The following is a 15,775-nucleotide window of genomic DNA, read 5'->3' as shown; positions in this document are numbered from 1 at the left end:
TATCAAATTAAACTTAGTAACGACAAAGGAGAGGGCAAGCCTGGTTTCTTGGCTCTGCCCAATGCTGCCTTCTATCGAACTGCACTTAAAGTTCTCAACCCGTCTTTAAATCCTATTTATGACAACTATACCCAACTTGATTGGTTGAAGCACCATCATACAAGCGCAACTGAGGGAGTTGAGAACTTAATTCTCTGGTTAGGAGCAAACAATGCGCTTGGAACTGTGATCAGTTTAGAAATTAATCAAACTCCCAATGATCCAGATCAGATTCTCAAAAACCCAAGTCAAAAGCCCGAATCATTCCGTGAGGTAAGAGAAAAATGGAATCTGTGGCATCCCAAAGATTTCGAGGCTGAATATCAACAATTGCTTGATCGTGTCGATAAAATCATGCAAGGCAACAATAACTCTCATTGGAATGTCTTTATTGGGACAGTACCGCTTGTAACTATTGCACCATTGGCAAAAGGCGTGGGTTCAACTACTGAAATTGAGGTGCCAGAAGAGGATAAACCTTCTATTTACTACAAATACTACACTTATTTCCCCTTTGAAGAAGATACGGTTAGAGAAACCGGAACCCTATACCTGACGCTACAAGATGCCCTCTACATTGATGACTGTATTCGCACATACAATAAAGTAATTAGAAAACTGGTCAATAGTAAGAACAGTCAGTATTCGCAACCACGCTATCACATTGTTGATCTTGCCAATGCCTTACAAGAAATTGCCTTCAAGCGAAATGCTGGACAGGTGCAGTATGAATTCCCAGAATACTTCAAGTTTGTCTATCCCCAAGTCAACACCAAATATTACCACGCAGACACTACTGGGCGACTACGACAAGGTGGACTATTTAGTTTGGATGGCATTCATCCATCTGCCATCGGTCAAGGGCTGATTGCTTATGAATTCCTCAAAGAGATGAAAAAAGTCGGAGTTGTTGATAGCACCGAACTAGATTGGAAGTCGATCTTTTCCAGCGATCAACTTTATTCCCAACCTATTACTTTGATGCATGAGTTTTACGATAATAAACAATTTGCTGAAACCATTATCAAGCTATTCGGCAGAAATCCGCTTGCTAGAAACCCAGCTATGACTAGAAGATTTGGTTAAGCTAAGAAGTTTAATTATAAATTGCCTCTGGTCATAGCTTCGGACTTGAATGTCTTATAAAATCATAATTGCCTCCGAAATTACATGAAAGAAGCATTAGAAGAGAAAAATTTTTGAAACTTAAAAACTTGGCAAGTCTTACCTGAGGATAAAAATTAGTAATTATGCTCACTATCGGCAATATTGAGATGCTTAGTGAGTAGCCACACTATGGTCTATTGACTTGAGATTACTCTAGATGATTACTGCCCATTAGTAGTCGTTGATGGTGGCAATTGTGGAGATTCAAGCTGAGGCTGAGGCTCCAGTTGAGGCTTCGGTTGAGGATTGAGAAATTCCTGCCAAGTCCTAATTTGCTCTTGCGCCGCACTGTAAGCAGCACTACCGCGTGGAATTGATTTGGCAATCTCAATCCCTTTGGCAATATCAGACTGACCTTGAGAGCGTGCTATTTCTAACAATTGCTGACTCCACTGGTCAATAGCCAGATTCGCATCCATACGTAAGATGCTATTGTTTGAAACCCGATCCGCCAGTCGTATTGCCTCAATTAAGGCTTCTGGCGTGCCAGCCGCGCCCACTTCTTGCGCTTTTCTCCAGTTTTCTCTGGTGCGGATTTGCCCTTCCCAGTCATTGATCGCAGCTTGTGCTTCTCCAGAAAGCGCCCTTCCCGACGAGGCAATTTGTTGAGCTGTGCTAATGGCCCCGGTGAGATTTCCACTCTGAGCGAGTTCTTGTGCCTGATCCAAGTAAGGCTGATCTTGAATTCGCTGAATCTTTCCTACCCAAGTACGAATTTTTTTCTGTGCTTCTGGATATAATGCACGACCTCTACGAATTTCGCTGGCCTGGGCGATCGCAGCTTGCAAGGAGTTGATATCGTCAAATATTGCTATCTGGTCGGCGCGTTCTAAATAAGGTTGGTCTTCAATTGTCTCAATTTGGGCACTCCAGCGACCGATCTCTTGCCTAGCTTCTGTGGCGCGGGGGTTACTAGTAGGGATCAGCTGCACTTGGGCGATCGCTGCTGTTAAATTAGGGACTGTTCCCTGGCTAGCCAATATTCTCGCTTTTTCTAAATGGGCAACATCTTCTATTTCCAACTGCCAACGAGCAATCAGTTGCTGTGCTTCGTTATACACTGGTCTAGAAGGATCAATTTGTTGTGCTTGGGCGATCGCTGCCTCTAAACCAGAAACGTTACCTATCCAAGCACTCCTTTTGGCGTCAGCTATGGCGATAAAGTCATCTGTTTCGGCTTGTAGTTTCGTACTTTCCGGTATTTGTCTGGCAATATTCAGTGCTTCATCTGCATCCTGCTTGTCTAGTTTTGCCTGTGCCAATTCCAGCATTTTGCGTCCAAATGCCGGAATCGCTTCCTGAGCTTTTTGGTAAATGTAACTTTCCTGCCCAATCGACTCGGCTAACTTGATAGCTTCTAGTATATTATCGACTACTTTGCTACTTGCTAAGTTTTCAGCTTTTCCTAACTTATCGCCATCTTCCCGCGCTGTGGCAATTAGACGATTCAATTGGTCGTATTTAGTAGTCGCCCAATATTGATTGTCTACGCGCAGCATTCTGGCAGATAACATGAATGCCGATTGCCAGCGCTGTTCTCGTACTTCGGCGATCGCACCGTTGTATGTGGCTTCTGCCTTCGACCAAATTGACTGCCATTTGCCAATTTGCTCATCGACTAATTTATAAGCTGCCACGTCTTCGGGTATTTTCTGAGCAGTAGCGATCGCTTCCTCTAAATTCCCTGTTTGGAAACTTTGATCAGCTAACTTCAAAATATCCCGCGACCATTCTTCTATGAAACGATCAATTTCTCCATGCAACGGGTGATTTTGTGGTAGTTGCTTCACCAGAGCGATCGCTTGCAATAGGTCGTTCACTGTCTGCTTAGAAGCCGCCAACTGAGCACAGTGTAGCCGCACAGAAGCACTAGCTAGCGGCCAGAAAATCGAGGGGCAATTAGGGGCAGAGGGCAACTTTAGCAGCATTGCCATTGCCAAGAATCCTACACTGCCGGGAACCAACATTAGTAGTACTAGCCACAATGTCCAGCTTTTGATCCAGCGTGGCCATTTCCCAGAACTTCTACTAAGTTGGGCAGTTTCTTCTGAATGACTATCTATAAATAATCCTTCCGAATGGTTTTTTTTTCGCCGCTTTACTGACTTGGAGTTAGAACCAGTAGCTGGGACATCAAATGGCTGAGTTTCACCGAATTGTTCTGTTCGGGATAATCTTTTGTTTTGATCTGGTTTACTTCCACTGGCTGAAGACCAACTGTCTGGAATATCCCGCTCTGTCATCTCTCACACCAAAATAATTGAATAGCGCTCTGTTTTAGGTCGATAATTCCATTGTTGACATAGTAACTTTCCTATAATTAAAAAGCTACTTTTTAGATTATCTCTCTCCACAGAATACCATTATCAATTTCAAAAATCAGTGCTACTTTATACTTTATCCGGAAACGGTAGATTCAGCTTGCAAATCGGCAATTAGTTGAGCTAAGTGATCACTACTTGCTTGGTAAACGCTGCCGCAAAAGTCGCAAGTTGCTTCAGCACCATCATCTTTAATAATCATATCTTGCAGTTCAGCTTCTCCCAAAATCTTCAATGCCCCCAAAACGCGATCAAAAGAGCAACCACAATGGAAGCGCAGCATTTGCCGTTCCGGAAAGATTACCAGTCCCATATCTCCCAACAAATCCCCAAAGATTTCAGGTAAAGTCTTCCCAGCTTGCAATAATGGCGTAAATCCTGCTAGACCAGCTACCCGTGATTCCAATGTTTCCACTAGGGCTTCGTCTCTGGCAGCTTTGGGCAATACTTGTACCAGTAATCCTCCAGCAGCCGTCACTCCACCTGCTCCCACGAAGACACCTAAAACTAAAGCTGAAGGTGTTTGTTCGGAATTCACCAGATAATGAGCCACATCATCGCCAATTTCACCAGAAACTAATTCTACAGTACTAGAGTAAGGATAACCATAACCGATATCCCGCACAACGTAGAGGTAGCCGTCACCCACTGCACCACCAACATCTAGCTTACCTTTGGCATTGGGAGGTAATTCTACAGATGGATTCCCAACATACCCGCGTACTGTTCCATCTAAGCCTGCATCTACCAATATGCCACCTAAAGGCCCATCGCCCTTTACCCGGACATTGACTCTCGATCCAGTTCGCTTCATGCTAGAAGCCATTAACAAGCCTGCTGCCATAGTCCGACCCAGTGCTGCCGTTGCCACATAGGAAAGCTTATGACGCTGCCGTGCTTCTTCTGTTAAACGTGTGGTAATCACACCTACGGCACGAATTCCACCTTCGGCAGCTGTTGCACGAATTAACTGATCCGCCATGAATAACCTTACATTTCTTAACAAGTTCACTTTTCCTATTCTAAGTTCTCTGCTGCCAGAAAAGTGACGTAGTAATAATCAGTGATTGTATTTGCAATATTAGAAATAGCGATGTCTCACCTTTAGGTAATCCTAGAAAAATGCTGGGTAATTTTCAACAAAGTCAACTGCGGATCGAAATCGAAGCATCAACAGATGCAATTCGTAACAGTCTACTGCATCCTGTGCAACTAAAAAAATGGCTCTTAGGGCAACGCTTTGCGCCAGGAATGCCAGAAGAACTGCTTCCAGGATTCCAGTTTACTACCTGGACTGGGCCAGTCGCGATTCATCATCAAGTAGACGTTGTAAAATCCAACTGTCTCCGCTTAGTACTCAGTGGAGGTATTGACGGGTTTCACGAATGGTACTGGGGAGAAGGCTGGGTGCAGTCTCGCTTGGAAGGAGTTTCAATTTTGCCCTTGAGTTTGGGTCAAACTTTGAGTTTGTTGAGCTTGCGTCAGTTTTTGGCAACTCAAGAGCGTTGAATCGACTAAACGTAGGGACAAGAGGCATTTTCCTTGTCTCTATCTATCTTGTCAATCAGCCTACAAATCCTTTAACAGCCTTGCTTTTCTCAAAATAAATGGAGGTTGGGGAGCCAGTGCGGTCTTCTCCCAAGTGGCGTGAGATGCTTTAGCGCATAGTACAGGGTTAGCGAGTCCGCGTCCCTTGCGCATTTCGTAGAGAGCGTCTGGGGGTTTTCCCTATGAGCAAGTGGCGTTTGAACAAAGCCAAGCCAACAAGATTAAGGTTTTTTGGTATTGAGTTACCCTGCACAAAGCAAGCTACTACTTTGTCAAGCTAGTTTTAAGGGTTTGTAGTAAGCACTTTAGTATTTAGAAATATAAGGACTAAAGTCCTTACTACGAACTTGTTTACTGATCAATTTCAACTTTACAGACTACTACCTTCCTCAAACGCCACTTTGTTCAACTCTCTTCACCAGAGCACGAGTGCCTCCCCAGCCTATCCCTAAATTCATCAAGCCGATGAAAATCAAGGTTTTTGATTTTTATTTAATGAGAGTATTACAAGAAGGCTAAAAGGTGAGCCTAAGTCTAAATAACAATTAAGGAAGTGGGCAAGAATAAATTAAACTATGTTACGCAATGTAAATTTAATTAAATTGGCTCTTGGTAAGGGCTAGAGCCGCTTACTAAAAACCTTTAATTATTCACACCCACTTACTTAGCGCCTTTTACTAAAAAGACCAAATCTTTATAATTTTTCTTTTACCCTTTTTTATTTAATTGCAAAAAGTTTTTATTTTTAAAAAACACTTTTCTCTTCTAATTAATAAGTAGTCAAGCAAGTTTAAAAGCGTTTATATGAGAATATTTTATACCTTTTAAAAGAGTATATGTATAAATATAATTAAAAAATAAGTTAAAATTACGTAATATTACTTAATATAAATAAGTTAAGTAAAACTTATTTAATTCTCTAAATTTACTTTTTAATGATTTGTATAAAAACATACTATTTAATTTATTCTTTACTCTTTATTATTAAGGTAGTTTCCACAACATCGTCAGTATTAATGCGTACCATAGATATTTTCCTTAGTATAACAATTAGAGTAATTCTAATAAGGTATAAAACACTGCATTAGTTTAAATGTATAAAATAATACTTTTAACTATTTATACTTTATAGAGATAAAATTCATCTTTTTTCAAAAAATATAGTATAGTTATTACCTCAGTAGTATGTTTTTTAAGTACTTTTCTTAAAAAATAGTTGTTTTATCTAGCTAGTTTCACACATATAATGTTAATTTTAATTGTCGGCTGTTAACACTTGTTCAACTGTTAATTCTAACTCTGGAAAAGTTTGAGATTGAATGCGTTCAGTACCAACAAACTCTACTGGTTCGTATAATTCTTCAATCAATGTGAAAACAGTCACTTTGCTCGTTAATGGATCGACAATCCAATACTCTGGAATATTTAAAATATTATACTCAACTCGCTTGGCTCGATAATCTACAATCTTTGTTGACTCACTGACGACTTCTACGACTAACAAGGGAGGTGGTTCGTTGAGTTCAATAACTGCCTCCCGGTTTCTCAACTCTCGCCATTGAGGCAATGGAATCACAACTACATCTGGAATCCTTGATGTATCCCATCTGCCAGCACGGGGGGAACGAACACCGATAACCATTTGTTTAGAAGTCCAATCCAACTTTAGCCGGAGAATTTCTGCTCGAAAGCAAACATTGAGAAATTCTGTTACCGCGCCATGTTGCCCACTTTTTAGACTCATGGGAATTAGTTCTCCATTGACCAATTCGTAGCGAGTATCAGTGCCATCATCATATTTGAGGTATTTCTCAAAGGGTAGTTATAGTCATTGCTTCTTGTTGCAAATTTTTACCTTGGTTTGACGACTAACACAGAGCAATTAGCCTCTTCCACAACTTGACTGCTAACAGAACCCTGAACAATTCGCTTCATCCCAATCAACCCGCGACTGCCAATTATAATCAAGTCAGTTTTATAAATATTGGCAAGGCGAATAATCTCTTCGGCAGGATCACCAGTTACCATTTCTAACTCACTTGTGACTGATAAGTTTTCCTGATAGGATTGCAGCTGTTTTTCAATATGAAAATAAGAAAATGTTGGGGACTCTGGCTGAGGACGATCAGCGGGTAGTTCCATCTCTGACTCTGGCGTGGGAAACACATGACAGAGAATAACCTTGGCATCTTTTGACAACGCCAAATTATCTAAAGTCTGAATTACTCGTTCTGCTATTTCTGAACCGTCTAGAGCTACCAAAATAGTATTTAGCACCGCTCTCGTCTCCTAAAGAGTAGACCCTTTACATAAGTATCTAGCAAAATTCGTCGGCAGCGACACTAAATTAATTTTCTATCTGACTACTTAGTTGACGCCATGTGCGACTTTCTCTCAAACCTAACCCCCAACCCCAACCCTTGTAGCGTTAGGTAGCAAAAATTAAAGCCTCTGACGCCACGTGCTAAAGAGTGGGAACGCTAAAAGCGAACACTAACACACCCTATATTTCAAAAATCAAATAAATATAAGTCCTATATTCGAGGCTGCGCCATAGGTTAGTTTTACGCGACTTTCACGCTAGTGGGTTGTAGCAACTAGTGTAGAGAAGCTTTTCATTAGTTCCTTGGAGAGGGAAACCCTGCCCAAGGAACTGCCATCCGGCAATCAATTCCCGACTTTTGAAGCAACTGTGCCGTCGACAATGCCCGACTTGTAGAGGCTTAAAGGGCGGCTGAAGACACGATAGCAAATGGCGTGCGTTATACCAATTCACTAAAATAATGAAACAAATGTAAAACCTCAAAGCCTTGCTGCATCTAAGTTATTGAATTGCGTTAGCGCAGCGTTAGCGAGTCCGCGAGCGTCATTGCGAATTGTGAATTGGTATTAGCGTAGCTTACCATAAGTATCGCTATCCAAACTTTTACTCTTAACCTATCAAGTGACTTTTGCTAACAGTATACAGAAAAATTAAGCATTCCAAATTACTCTTCTTGCTGAATTCGGCGTCGTACTGAATCAGCATGGGAAGGTAAACCCTCTGCTGTTGCTAACGCATCAATTGCACTAGCCACATTTTGCAGTGCGGTTTGGGAGTATTGAATGATACTAGAGTGTTTGAGGAAAGTTTCAACCCCTAATGCCGAAGCATAGCGGGCAGCACCAGAAGTCGGCAAGGTATGGTTAGGGCCTGCCAAATAGTCCCCTACTGCTTCTGGTGTTGAGTAACCCAAAAAGATTGCCCCAGCATGGCGAATTCGTGGTAATAATGCCCAAGGATCTTTGATTTCTAATTCTAGGTGTTCGGGGGCAAATTCATTTGAGAGTTCTGCTGCTGCTGCCAAAGATTCCACAACGATTATCAAGCCGTAATGAGCGATCGCCTTTTCTGTATCTATTCGCCGTGGGTGATCCACTAGCTGTCTTTCCAAGGCTAATTGCACGTTTTTCGCCAAAGCAGCATCTGTCGTCAGCAAAATTGCTGCCGCCATCGGATCGTGTTCTGCTTGCGCCAGCAAGTCAGCAGCTACATGCACTGGATTTGCGGTTTCATCGGCAATCACCAGCACTTCGCTAGGGCCTGCTAAAGAATCAATGCCGACGGTGCCATAGACAAGCTTTTTCGCTAGGGTGACATAAATGTTACCAGGTCCAGTAATTACATTCACTTTCGGAATTGTTTGTGTGCCATAAGCTAAAGCAGCGATCGCTTGTGCGCCCCCAATGCGATAAATTTCTTGTACCCCTGCTTCTTGGGCAGCTACCAAGACTGCGGGATTAATGGCCCCCCCTAGACCTGGTGGTGTTACCATCACCACGTGGGGTACAGCAGCTACCTTTGCCGGAATTGCATTCATCAGTACTGTACTGGGATAGGCAGCACGCCCACCAGGCACATACAACCCAGCTCGGTCTACGGGGGTGTAGCGTTTGCCCAACACTACTTCATCGTCGCCAAAGTGTACCCAGCTTTTCGGTACTCGCTGACGATGAAACGCTTCAATTTGGCGGCAAGCTAGCCGAACTGCATCAAGCAACTCCTTTGACACCTGTTGATAGGCTGCATCTAGTTCCGAGCCTGTAACTCGGAGTTCTTCTGCTTTCAGGGTTTGTTTATCAAATTCGACCGTGTAATGCAATACAGCTTTGTCGCCTTGGCGCTTCACTGCTTGCAAAACTTCCCGCACCGTTGCTTCTTTGTGAAGCACCTGTTCGTCATGGGTGCGAGCGCAGATCCGTTGTAGTTCTGCTCTGACGTCTGCCTGCTGAGTAATGATTCGCAGCATGGAGTAAGGACAATGCCAAAATTATAATATTGCCACCTGAGATTTAGTATTGCTCTGGAACCACTAGGGTGTGCAAGCTGACTCTAATTCTCTTCTCTAGCTTAACCTGGATTTTTTTGATACTCTCAAGGCTGCCAGCATCTAGTTTGCTTGAGAAGGCAACTTAATTGTTTAGTCCGACAAGCCTCGGCAGGCCAGCGGCAGGAAGTGGGCGTGCCATTTACCACTACCCTTATGCCCTTAACCTCACTCTTTGCTCTAGTGCAATAAGTATGTTTGTACATCCAGTCCCCCGGATTTACAGGGGGTAGGGTCTGAGTATAATTTTTACTTATTTTCCTAACTTTTAGTAATTAACATGGTACAGACACGATATATCGGTTCTATACTTTGAAACCCCGGAATTTAGATGTTTACAGTTCCTTGCCTTTGAGAATATATCCGTTTTAGGGACAGATTATATTGGCAATCACATTGTTTAACCAGGTGATGAGTTAGGGTTATTATTTTACTTGATGTACTTCATTTTAACGCATTTTCTAAATTGACGACACACCAAATTAAAGACTGGTGATTAGGGAGCAAAGACTAGGGACAAAATTCTTCCCTAATCTCCAGTACCCCATTCCCAATGAGAGAATTTTTTTAGGAAATTATAACATTGGCAATTGGGATGCTATATTAGTAAGTCTAGTAGTGTGTGTACATATTAATAGTATTTTTGGAATTGACTGTGGCGAATACAAAGTCTGCTCTCAAGCGTGCCGAAATCGCAGAACGTAACCGACTGCGTAATAAAGCTTACAAATCAGCAGTCAAGACGCTGATGAAGAAATACTTTAATGCTGTAGCTGTCTATGCAGCTAATCCTACCCCAGAATTAAAACAAGAAGTACAGGCTCGGTTATCCGAGGCTTACGGCAAAATCGATAAAGCGATCAAACGGGGTGTCCTTCACCCCAACAATGGGGCAAGGAAAAAGTCGAGATTGGCTCATAAACTAAAACCCCTAACTCAAACGGCAGCAACTGAATAGTCATTGGTGAGCCAGGAGGGTATTCTCACTCAGAGAGCGACTGCGTTATGAACTTTCCCAAAGTTGTAGCAAGTGGCGTGAAATGATGCCGCGCATAGCGCAGCCTCTTTTCTACCAAAGGCTGCGTCAAAGAGTCCGCGTTCTTTGCGCGTATCGTAGAGAGCGTCTGGGAAGCCAGTAAAGTCTTAAAGATTTGTACACCACTTGACGCCAGTCCGCTCAAGTCGCAAGACCCGCCCACGCGGCAGGCTCCTTTATGCCTCTTAACCCGTCCATCACAGTGGCTCCCTATGAGCGACTGGCGTCGGCTGTACCGAATAAAAACAAGTGGCGGGCGTGGTTTCCCTGTTGAGCAGATGGTGATTGCAAAGCGTAGGCCTTCGCCTAGCTACTTTGACAGGAGAAGGATTCACCCAGAGGATCATTTGTCCTTAGTCTTGAGCAGGGCTAATAATTTATGACTAATGACAAAGGACATAAGAATGCAACTGATAGACACGCACGTTCATCTCAACTTTGATAGTTTCCAGCCGGATTTAGCAACAGTGCGATCGCGGTGGCAAAAAGCAGGTGTAGTGCGTTTAGTACATTCCTGTGTTCACCCTGAGGAGTTTTCCAGTATTCAATCGATAGCGCAAGAGTTTCCCGAAATCAGCTTTGCTGTGGGATTACATCCTTTAGATGCTGATAAATGGAATAGTGAGACAGCCAAGAAAATCAAAACTTTAGCGAGTTCCGACTCAAATGTAGTAGCAATTGGGGAAATGGGGCTGGATTTTTACAAAGCTGATAACTACGAGCAACAGTACATGGTGTTCGAGTCACAGTTAGCGATCGCATCTGAACTCAACTTACCAGTGATTATCCACTGCCGCGATGCTGCCGTGGCAACCCGAGAAGTATTGCAAAAATGGTGGGAAATCAAGGGAGAAAAAGTGCGGGGTGTCATGCATTGCTGGGGAGGAACGCCAGAAGAAACTCAATGGTTTCTCGATTTAGGCTTTTACATTAGCTTTAGCGGAACGGTAACGTTCAAAAACGCCAAAGCGATTCAATCCTCAGCTGCGATCGTAAGTAGCGATCGCCTACTGATTGAAACAGACTGTCCTTTCCTAGCTCCAGTTCCTAAACGCGGCGAGAGGCGTAACGAGCCTGCCTACGTGCTTTATGTAGCCGAGCAAGTAGCTAAACTGCGTCAGGAAACGCTAGAGGCGATCGCCTATCAAACCACCCAGAATGCCTGTGAATTATTCGGTCTGTCAATATAAAGTGTGCTTTCATCTCTTTTATTCAGTTGTGCTAAAAAAAAATAAAACTTTAGGGGGACAAAAATATGTTAATATTATTCCCTCAAAAACGTTTTGCTTGCGCCATAATGATAAAGGAAGGAACCTAAAATTTCTGAGCCTAATTTTCCGTGCCGTTATAGGCTTGGCTATCCTCCAACATCTCTACAAGCGGATGCTCTCCACACATGACTAACCGTGCTAACCCAGGTTGAGCGAAACTTTTGCACAACATCAGCTTGGTGTGTATTGAACATATTCAAAATCGTTAAACAAAATTGCCTCGTGAGTACAATTGAGCAAAATGAAGTGATTCTGATTCAAAGCCGACAAGGTACGGATCATTCCCTCAGTCTTAGGATATCTAGGATATCACTGAGAGTATAAATAGCGGGGTGATTTAAGACACACCGCCTAGAGCTGCGTCAGCAAATTAACGCGCTTTTTGGAGGGGAAATGAAGAAAGTAGATAAAACTCAGGAATATCTCAACTGTATATTCTTCTTAAATCAAGATTATAGTGGATTTTTGGCGTCTGAGTCCTTGATTAGGGGCAATTGCCCTCTTGTCCAAATTGCTCATTCCAGCTTTAATAGCTGCGTTTGCCCACACCTGTAAATAGCAAGTGTGTCAGAAAAAGTTCCCAAATAGCTAAGGACACTGGCTAGCAGTGGGAAGCGTCAAACAGCAGTGTCCAAGGGAAAATTTTACCAGGTTGACAAAGGAAGAGGCATGACTAAAGAAACGTATATGGAACCCGCCTTTCTGTTGCCCGACTTGATTGAAATCCAGCGGTCAAGCTTTCGCTGGTTTTTAGAAGAAGGGCTGATAGAAGAACTTAACTCCTTTAGTCCGATCACAGATTATACGGGCAAACTAGAACTGCACTTTTTAGGTCATAACTACAAACTCAAGGAGCCAAAGTACAGCGTCGAAGAAGCCAAACGGCGGGATAGTACCTATGCTGTCCAAATGTATGTTCCCACACGCCTGATTAACAAAGAAACAGGGGAAATCAAAGAGCAAGAAGTATTTATTGGGGATTTGCCTTTGATGACCGATCGCGGCACGTTTATTATTAACGGAGCCGAGCGGGTAATTGTCAATCAAATAGTGCGATCGCCAGGAGTATACTACAAATCAGAAATCGATAAAAACGGGCGACGCACTTATTCAGCTAGCTTAATTCCCAACCGGGGAGCATGGCTGAAATTTGAAACAGACCGCAACGATTTGGTGTGGGTACGCATCGACAAAACCCGCAAACTCTCAGCGCAGGTACTCCTAAAAGCTTTAGGGTTATCAGATAACGAAATCTTTGACGCCTTACGTCATCCAGAATATTTCCAAAAAACCATCGAAAAAGAAGGGCAATTCTCTGAAGAAGAAGCCCTGATGGAGTTATATCGCAAACTGCGTCCTGGTGAACCACCCACAGTCTTAGGTGGACAACAGCTCTTAGACTCTCGTTTCTTTGACCCGAAACGTTATGACCTGGGTCGCGTCGGACGGTACAAGCTCAACAAGAAATTGCGCCTTTCTGTCCCCGATACAATGCGTGTATTGACTGCTGGGGATATCTTGGCAGCCGTGGATTACTTGATCAACCTGGAATATGACATTGGTAATATCGATGACATTGACCATTTAGGTAATCGTCGGGTAAGAAGCGTCGGGGAATTGTTGCAAAACCAAGTGCGGGTAGGCTTAAACCGCCTAGAGAGAATCATTCGGGAACGGATGACCGTATCCGATGCCGAAGTACTAACTCCCGCTTCCTTGGTGAACCCTAAACCATTAGTAGCAGCAATTAAAGAATTCTTTGGTTCCAGCCAGTTAAGTCAGTTCATGGATCAAACCAATCCTCTGGCAGAACTGACCCACAAACGCCGTCTGAGTGCCCTTGGCCCTGGTGGTTTAACCCGCGAACGGGCTGGGTTTGCTGTGCGGGATATTCATCCTAGTCACTATGGACGTATTTGCCCCATTGAGACACCAGAAGGCCCCAACGCTGGATTGATTGGCTCCTTGGCAACCCATGCACGGGTGAACCTATACGGCTTTTTAGAAACGCCATTTAGACCTGTGGAAAATGGGCGAGTCAGGTTTGATCTGCCTCCAGCCTACATGACAGCTGATGAAGAAGATGATCTGCGGGTTGCTCCAGGAGATATTCCTGTAGATGAAACTGGACACATTATTGGGCCGCAAGTACCAGTCCGCTATCGCCAAGAATTTTCTACCACAACACCAGAACAGGTGGACTACGTAGCAGTATCTCCTGTACAAATTGTGTCGGTAGCGACCAGCATGATTCCCTTCTTGGAGCATGATGACGCTAACCGAGCACTGATGGGGTCGAACATGCAACGGCAAGCAGTACCCCTGCTCAAGCCAGAACGTCCTCTGGTAGGTACAGGTTTGGAAGCGCAAGGAGCAAGAGACTCCGGGATGGTGGTTGTATCGCGCACCGATGGCGATGTCACCTATGTGGATGCCACAGAAATTCGTGTGCGTCCGAAACCAGCAACCTCCGAGATTAAGTACACCCTTTCCAAGTACCAACGTTCCAACCAAGACACCTGTTTAAATCAGAAACCTCTCGTCCGCATTGGTGAACGTGTTGTTGCTGGTCAGGTACTGGCTGATGGCTCCTCTACCGAAGGCGGTGAATTGGCACTAGGACAAAATATTGTAGTTGCTTATATGCCTTGGGAAGGCTACAACTACGAAGACGCAATTTTAATTTCTGAAAGACTGGTGCAGGATGATGTCTACACCTCAATTCACATTGAAAAATATGAAATTGAAGCTAGACAGACGAAACTGGGGCCAGAAGAAATTACCAGAGAAATTCCCAACGTCGGGGAAGATGCCTTGCGCCAGTTGGATGAACAGGGAATCATTCGCATTGGGGCATGGGTAGAAGCTGGAGATATCTTGGTAGGAAAAGTCACCCCGAAAGGTGAATCTGACCAACCGCCAGAAGAAAAACTGTTGCGGGCCATTTTCGGTGAAAAAGCACGGGATGTGCGGGACAATTCCCTGCGAGTACCAAATGGTGAAAAAGGTCGTGTAGTTGATGTGCGCTTGTTTACTCGTGAACAAGGCGATGAACTGCCACCGGGAGCCAATATGGTAGTCAGAGTATATGTCGCCCAAAAACGGAAAATCCAAGTTGGTGACAAAATGGCAGGACGCCATGGTAATAAAGGGATTATTTCTCGGATATTGCCAGCGGAAGATATGCCTTATTTGCCCGATGGTTCACCAGTGGACATTGTACTTAACCCCTTGGGTGTACCCAGTCGGATGAACGTCGGACAAGTTTTTGAATGTCTCTTGGGTTGGGCTGGTCAGACCTTGGGAGTACGATTTAAGATTACTCCCTTTGACGAAATGTACGGTGAAGAGTCGTCCCGCAGAATCGTGCATGGCAAATTGCAAGAAGCACGAGATGAAACAGGCAAAGACTGGGTATATAACCCAGATGATCCAGGTAAAATCATGGTGTTTGATGGCCGTACAGGCGAACCTTTTGACCGACCAATCACTATCGGTGTGGCTTACATGCTGAAGCTGGTGCATTTGGTGGATGATAAGATTCACGCCCGGTCTACAGGCCCATACTCACTGGTGACTCAGCAACCCTTGGGTGGTAAAGCACAACAAGGTGGTCAACGGTTTGGGGAAATGGAAGTGTGGGCATTGGAAGCCTTTGGTGCGGCTTACACCTTACAGGAATTGCTCACAGTGAAATCTGACGATATGCAAGGACGGAATGAAGCCTTAAATGCGATCGTTAAAGGTAAGGCAATTCCTCGGCCTGGAACTCCAGAATCCTTTAAGGTGCTAATGCGTGAGTTGCAATCATTGGGGTTAGACATTGCCGTACACAAAGTAGAAACTCAAGCAGACGGCAGTTCCCTAGATGTGGAAGTCGATTTGATGGCAGACCAATCAGCCCGTCGCACACCTCCTCGACCCACCTATGAATCTCTTTCCCGCGAATCGCTGGAAGATGACGAATAATCAATAGTCATTAGTCATTAGTCCTTTGCTAATGACAAAGGACTAATGACTAATGAC

8 protein-coding genes and 2 pseudogenes are annotated in these 15,775 nt (G+C 43.9%); 5 read left to right on the top strand and 5 right to left on the bottom strand.

Annotation, left to right across the window (positions count from 1 at the left end):
• Nucleotides 1-1,125: pseudogene (locus V7L29_RS34020) on the top strand (hypothetical protein); the annotation flags it as partial.
• A gap of 242 nt (nucleotides 1,126-1,367) precedes the next feature.
• Here V7L29_RS34020 and V7L29_RS34015 read toward each other — a convergent pair.
• Both V7L29_RS34015 and hslO read right to left on the bottom strand, forming a co-directional pair.
• The gene (locus V7L29_RS34015; RefSeq protein WP_334738244.1) at nucleotides 1,368-3,449 is read right to left on the bottom strand and encodes a chromosome segregation ATPase; all 2,082 of its coding nucleotides are present in this window, start codon (nucleotides 3,447-3,449) and stop codon (nucleotides 1,368-1,370) included.
• 154 nt (nucleotides 3,450-3,603) lie between these two features.
• Nucleotides 3,604-4,509, bottom strand: coding sequence for an Hsp33 family molecular chaperone HslO (gene hslO, locus V7L29_RS34010; RefSeq protein ID WP_334738243.1), 906 nt, complete (start codon nucleotides 4,507-4,509; stop codon nucleotides 3,604-3,606).
• 140 nt (nucleotides 4,510-4,649) lie between these two features.
• Between hslO and V7L29_RS34005 the strand changes: the two genes are divergently transcribed.
• Nucleotides 4,650-5,036 carry a hypothetical protein gene (locus tag V7L29_RS34005; RefSeq protein ID WP_334738242.1) on the top strand — a complete coding sequence of 129 codons (387 nt, stop codon included), beginning with the start codon at nucleotides 4,650-4,652 and terminating at the stop codon, nucleotides 5,034-5,036.
• A gap of 1,294 nt (nucleotides 5,037-6,330) precedes the next feature.
• Here the strand turns inward: V7L29_RS34005 and V7L29_RS34000 are convergent.
• The 3 genes and pseudogenes from V7L29_RS34000 to hisD all read right to left on the bottom strand — a co-directional run.
• Nucleotides 6,331-6,879 (bottom strand): annotated as a pseudogene (locus V7L29_RS34000) (Uma2 family endonuclease); the annotation flags it as partial.
• A 47-nt stretch (nucleotides 6,880-6,926) separates the two neighbouring features.
• Nucleotides 6,927-7,352: a universal stress protein gene (locus tag V7L29_RS33995; RefSeq protein WP_334692251.1), complete on the bottom strand. Its 426-nt coding sequence runs from the start codon at nucleotides 7,350-7,352 to the stop codon at nucleotides 6,927-6,929.
• A 710-nt stretch (nucleotides 7,353-8,062) separates the two neighbouring features.
• Nucleotides 8,063-9,364: a histidinol dehydrogenase gene (hisD, locus tag V7L29_RS33990; protein WP_334692252.1), complete on the bottom strand. Its 1,302-nt coding sequence runs from the start codon at nucleotides 9,362-9,364 to the stop codon at nucleotides 8,063-8,065.
• A 733-nt stretch (nucleotides 9,365-10,097) separates the two neighbouring features.
• Between hisD and rpsT the strand changes: the two genes are divergently transcribed.
• From rpsT to rpoB, 3 genes are all read left to right on the top strand, one after another.
• Nucleotides 10,098-10,400, top strand: a complete 303-nt coding sequence (rpsT, locus tag V7L29_RS33985; protein WP_334692253.1) for a 30S ribosomal protein S20 — start codon at nucleotides 10,098-10,100, stop codon at nucleotides 10,398-10,400.
• Nucleotides 10,401-10,882: 482 nt separating this feature from the next.
• Nucleotides 10,883-11,668: a TatD family hydrolase gene (locus V7L29_RS33980; protein ID WP_334692257.1), complete on the top strand. Its 786-nt coding sequence runs from the start codon at nucleotides 10,883-10,885 to the stop codon at nucleotides 11,666-11,668.
• 750 nt (nucleotides 11,669-12,418) lie between these two features.
• Nucleotides 12,419-15,718, top strand: coding sequence for a DNA-directed RNA polymerase subunit beta (gene rpoB, locus V7L29_RS33975; RefSeq protein WP_334692254.1), 3,300 nt, complete (start codon nucleotides 12,419-12,421; stop codon nucleotides 15,716-15,718).
• The last annotated feature ends 57 nt before the right edge of the window (nucleotides 15,719-15,775 follow it).

The sequence above is a fragment of the Nostoc sp. genome, from assembly GCF_036916575.1.
Classification (GTDB): domain Bacteria; phylum Cyanobacteriota; class Cyanobacteriia; order Cyanobacteriales; family Nostocaceae; genus Nostoc.
The sequence above is the reverse complement of the archived record's forward strand: the minus strand, read 5'-3'. Positions and strand labels throughout refer to the sequence as shown.